Below are 4145 nucleotides of genomic sequence, written 5' to 3' on the forward strand. Positions count from 1 at the left end.
TCCACCGGGTCTCTCATTCCGGTAGCTCCGGCGGTCTCCAATCAGCGGACAGCAACAGAGCACGGCGCTAATCTAGAACGCATGGTCGAAGAACATACTCTCAATGGACGATTAAGGTAAACGACAACCGCTACGTCGCAAATCCGAACTATTCTGGAGGATGAACCACTCGTTATCTCACGGTCCGTTGAAGCGCCTGAGAGCGAGATAGTCGTCACCATCGAGTCGGTGAACAGAGAACTGGACGTCCGGCTGGCACGGCTGGAGCCGGTTGGTGTCGATTCTAAAATGAATCAAGCAGTCACAGACTGGCACTACTGGAACGAACGCTATACTGACAACGATGGACTATATATTTTCAACATATTCTCTCACGCAAGCCACGACCTTTTGCTGTCCGCATATCTCCCCGATATCCCCGGTACTGCCGTGGATGGATCAACCGGGGGACGTGGGAAACGCGTCTGTTCGCTCGGACCCTCACGTTTGAGAAAAAAGCACTGTGATTCATCCGTATGCTAATCCTCCGCAAGCTATTCGTTATTTCGAAGTACCCGTCTAAATCTAGTCGAAAGCTATTGCGTGAATCGGCTGAGGGAGCGTGTAGGAGATGGACACAATACCATACGCATCCTACACTTTTGAACGGTACATCAAAGCCGATAGGATAACCCACCAACTACAAAACAATTTTATTCGCACCTATTACACAGTTTTGGCGCTACTTATAATAAACCAAGGAAACTTGGATCAAGGATCGTGGTTGTCCCTGCATCCACGTTTCTACATACCCATTTGGCAGTGTATCGACCGACCAGAATTTATTTGATACTCCCAACAATCAACCAAAGCGGGGGCTTGTCGTACCCTAATTGACCGGACCCGTAGCAACGTGGGCTGAATGCCATATCAGTTCGCAGTTCCCACGTTTTCTAATACGCTCAAACCCTCGTTTGGTGGTAGCTCTCTATCGTCACAACTGAACCTTCAATGCTCGGCCAGAACTCTTTTTGACACGGTATCTGTGGATTGAACCCCGGTACCCGCTTCAATCACCGGGGAACGTGGAGGTGGGTGTCGTCTTTGATCTGTACTCCACGTTTCTGATGGTTCTGCTCCCAGAGACTCAATCGTGTACTAGTTGGCCACAATGCTTTCGTATTTCGAATCCTTATGTCGTGTCCCGGTTGTGACACTGCATCCATTAACCGGGGGACGTGAGGAGATTCACCCATCCATTGATCCCTCACGTTTCCGAAAGTATAAGATTAAACAGGGACGAATCAAGAAGAACGATTCAGGTGGGGACATGGAGGAATGCGAACTCGAATTGTTTCCCCATTTGCTTGAGCAACGATAGTCATCGTCTTCGCGGGAGTGAGGGTCCACAGCTGACCGTTTTCTCCAGTCTGTTCGGCCGGACGACCATTGACCACTATTGTTCCATCGACTGGTTGACCCCCCGGGTGTCATCAATGAGACGTCAAGTGGACCGGTCGGATAGGTCCGATTGACCCAAAGCTGAAAACTCTCTTCGGTGGCAATGAGAGGTGTGGTTGTCGGCATTCGTGAGAGTGATTTTCGTTGCTGTTCGGCAATGATTCGTCCTGAACTCTGATTGAGTAGTGTTGTGAGCTGGCCGTGATCATGGGACAGCGTATACTGGGCGAGTCGCGTTTCGCTATCAGTGCTCAGTCCAGTATATGCTGAGTTGTTTGTGCCCCACGGATAAAGCGCACCAACCTGTGTGCGGACGGCGTCGGTAGTATTCAACGCGCTTCCGGTAGCGTTGCGTTGGCCGAGAAGCGCCGCTTCTCGGTGGTACTGACCATCGTCGATCATCGCAAGGACGATTCCCTGTTGGGATGTTTCAGCATACACAAAGAGCGGTTCGAGCCGTTCGCCAGAGGTCGGTGCGATGCGATCGAGACTTGGTGGATTGGTGTTGGGCTCCGTGTTGTTTCCTCGGAGTGCCTGGTTGATCCGGTTGCGAATCGACCCTTGTAGTGGACTCAGTTCGGTCTGCTTGTTCCGTGCCCAGCGGGCCGCGGGCTGACCATTGATCGAGGATTGTGGTATCGAGCGGGCACGAGCTGCAACGCGATCTGTCGCGGTCGCTAAACCGTCTGCGGTTTCGTCGATTCGTGCGAGGGTACGGAGAAATTCTTGGTCTGATAGCGATCCGTTGTTCAATGCAGTGATGGCCATAGATTGGCGCTCGCGGAGCTGCATGATACGTGATTCAATACGTGTTGCAGTCGTTCTGAGTTCAGCCAGGCGGATTGCCGTATTGGTGGTTGCGCCGAATCGTCTGTCAAGACGGTGTTCACGAAATCGGGCTCGAAGCCCACGTTCGTCGAGGGCAATAGCCCCGAGACGTCGATGGTTGCTCGTAGGGAGCTATTTGTTTCGCGTTCAAACGACGGAATCGTGAGTGAAGCCGTCGTAGCATGTGCTGGTGCAGTGTCCGGAATCATCGCCGGATTGACTGTCCGGCCGTTGATGAGAACACGAGCAGGACCCCCCCCCAGCGAGAGTGCAGTGAGCTGGCCAGTGAACCTGAACGAGTCGCTCCCACCCTGAGCGGTCGAGCCCGAGGCAGATGTATTAGTGACGATATCCGGTTGTTCAGCCTCGACGAGATCAGCCTGTTCACCTGGATTGAGACGTCCACTCGCCGTAACGTTGTAGTAAATACGCTCGTCATCAGCACTCACAATTGTGAGAACGTTGGGAAACTGTGTCGGTGATTGCTGGAACTGTTTTTCTTGGAAGTTGTTGCTGATTCGTGCACCTTGTTTAGAAAAATCCATCTGGTCAGTCGTGAGAGAATCTGTTGGCGAATGAATGTGGCCAGAACCGACTTGTGGACTGGCCGAGATTGAACCCGTAGCGCAAACGAGAATACAGACGGTAATCACGCTTGCCTGCAAAACGGGGGTATCCATGCTCGCTTGAACAGACTCATTGTATGAGCAATGGTGCTACGGCCGTTATCCATAAGACGTAGCCAAGTCCATGTACTGAAATGGAGAAAATATGTGGAGAAATCGGATACCAACTATACCCTCACAGGAGAGATTCGATGCAAGACCGACAATGCCCACGATGTGAGAAAGCATTATCCAAGTCACCGTACCCACGACATCTCCTCGTTCTTGAAGACGAAAGCAATAGAGAGCCAAATCAGCGGGTCGAAGCACAACTCTGTTCAGATTGCTGGAAAGCCATCCGAACGCAGGTGACGAGAAATCCAGCCGACTAAGCCAGAGAGCCGCAGATGGGAGTCGAAATTCGGCAAGGCGGAGAAATCGTCCCCTTCCTCGATCATTGGACCGAGGTTCTCGTCGTATTTCTCACTCACGATGTCGAAGTAGTCTAGTCCTCGGTTATAAGATAGCGATTCTACATGCAGTGGAAATAATCGAGGACGAACCGAGTTTCCTCGTGATCGAAATCGTAGACGCTCTTGCCGAATCTGATGAAACAGTCGCATAGGAACTACAGCATCTCGCCGTATGCTAGTGATTATGATCTAACGGACAGCTTTCGGCGGGATGCTCCAAGAGGTTGTCGAGCATCAAACAATAGTGTTCCGCCCCGAGCCGCTCGACGATGGCGTCGAGCGGCGCTGTAAGCACGCGTGGGAACAGGCTCCTTGCCCCGAGTGTGATGAAACAACCCTAGACTCGGGACGACGCAACTTCGCCGAGCCAGCATGATCGCTCAGAGTTACGTTCCACCCGAAGAGCTTCGTGAGCGCCGCGCACTTGTGCGCGGCCGGAAACGGTTGGTCGAAAAGCGCACGGACTTCAAGAACGAAGTTCATGCCTTGCCCGACGTTTCGCCAGACGACGGTTTCACCGGCCGATACAGCAATGTCCGCCGGTTCGAAGACATTCTCTTCGGTCATCTCTACGAGTGCTCCTTCGACAGGTTTCGATGTCTCATTCGAAGCGCCTCGACTGGTGCAACCCGCGAGTCCGGTCGTGATGACGAGGCTTCCTCCTCCGGCCGTACGGAGAAACGATCGACGTCTCATCTGGGCCTCCAGCGGTTGGTCGCGTCGCAAAGTCCTCTAGACTTTGCCTCTGGTAGCCTCGACTGTGAGGTCACAGCTCATGGTTGTTTTGGTTGATCGGTTG

General features: G+C 52.6%; 3 protein-coding genes and 1 pseudogene. 2 read left to right on the forward strand and 2 right to left on the reverse strand.

From position 1 onward, the window contains the following. The first annotated feature begins 174 nt into the window (after positions 1-174). A complete protein-coding gene (locus C451_RS24270; protein ID WP_394295056.1) occupies positions 175-522 on the forward strand; it encodes a calcium-binding protein in 348 nt (115 codons plus the stop codon). A gap of 705 nt (positions 523-1227) precedes the next feature. Here C451_RS24270 and C451_RS21650 read toward each other — a convergent pair. Both C451_RS21650 and C451_RS22475 read right to left on the reverse strand, forming a co-directional pair. After that, positions 1228-2367 carry a DUF7094 domain-containing protein gene (locus C451_RS21650; RefSeq protein WP_449271496.1) on the reverse strand — a complete coding sequence of 380 codons (1140 nt, stop codon included), beginning with the start codon at positions 2365-2367 and terminating at the stop codon, positions 1228-1230. 844 nt (positions 2368-3211) lie between these two features. Then, a complete protein-coding gene (locus C451_RS22475) occupies positions 3212-3364 on the reverse strand; it encodes a hypothetical protein (protein ID WP_161605828.1) in 153 nt (50 codons plus the stop codon). 193 nt (positions 3365-3557) lie between these two features. Here C451_RS22475 and C451_RS21660 point away from each other — a divergent pair. After that, positions 3558-3692 (forward strand): annotated as a pseudogene (locus C451_RS21660) (IS1595 family transposase); the annotation flags it as partial. Between the last annotated feature and the right edge of the window lie 453 nt (positions 3693-4145).

The organism is Halococcus thailandensis JCM 13552, from assembly GCF_000336715.1.
GTDB classification, from domain to species: domain Archaea; phylum Halobacteriota; class Halobacteria; order Halobacteriales; family Halococcaceae; genus Halococcus; species Halococcus thailandensis.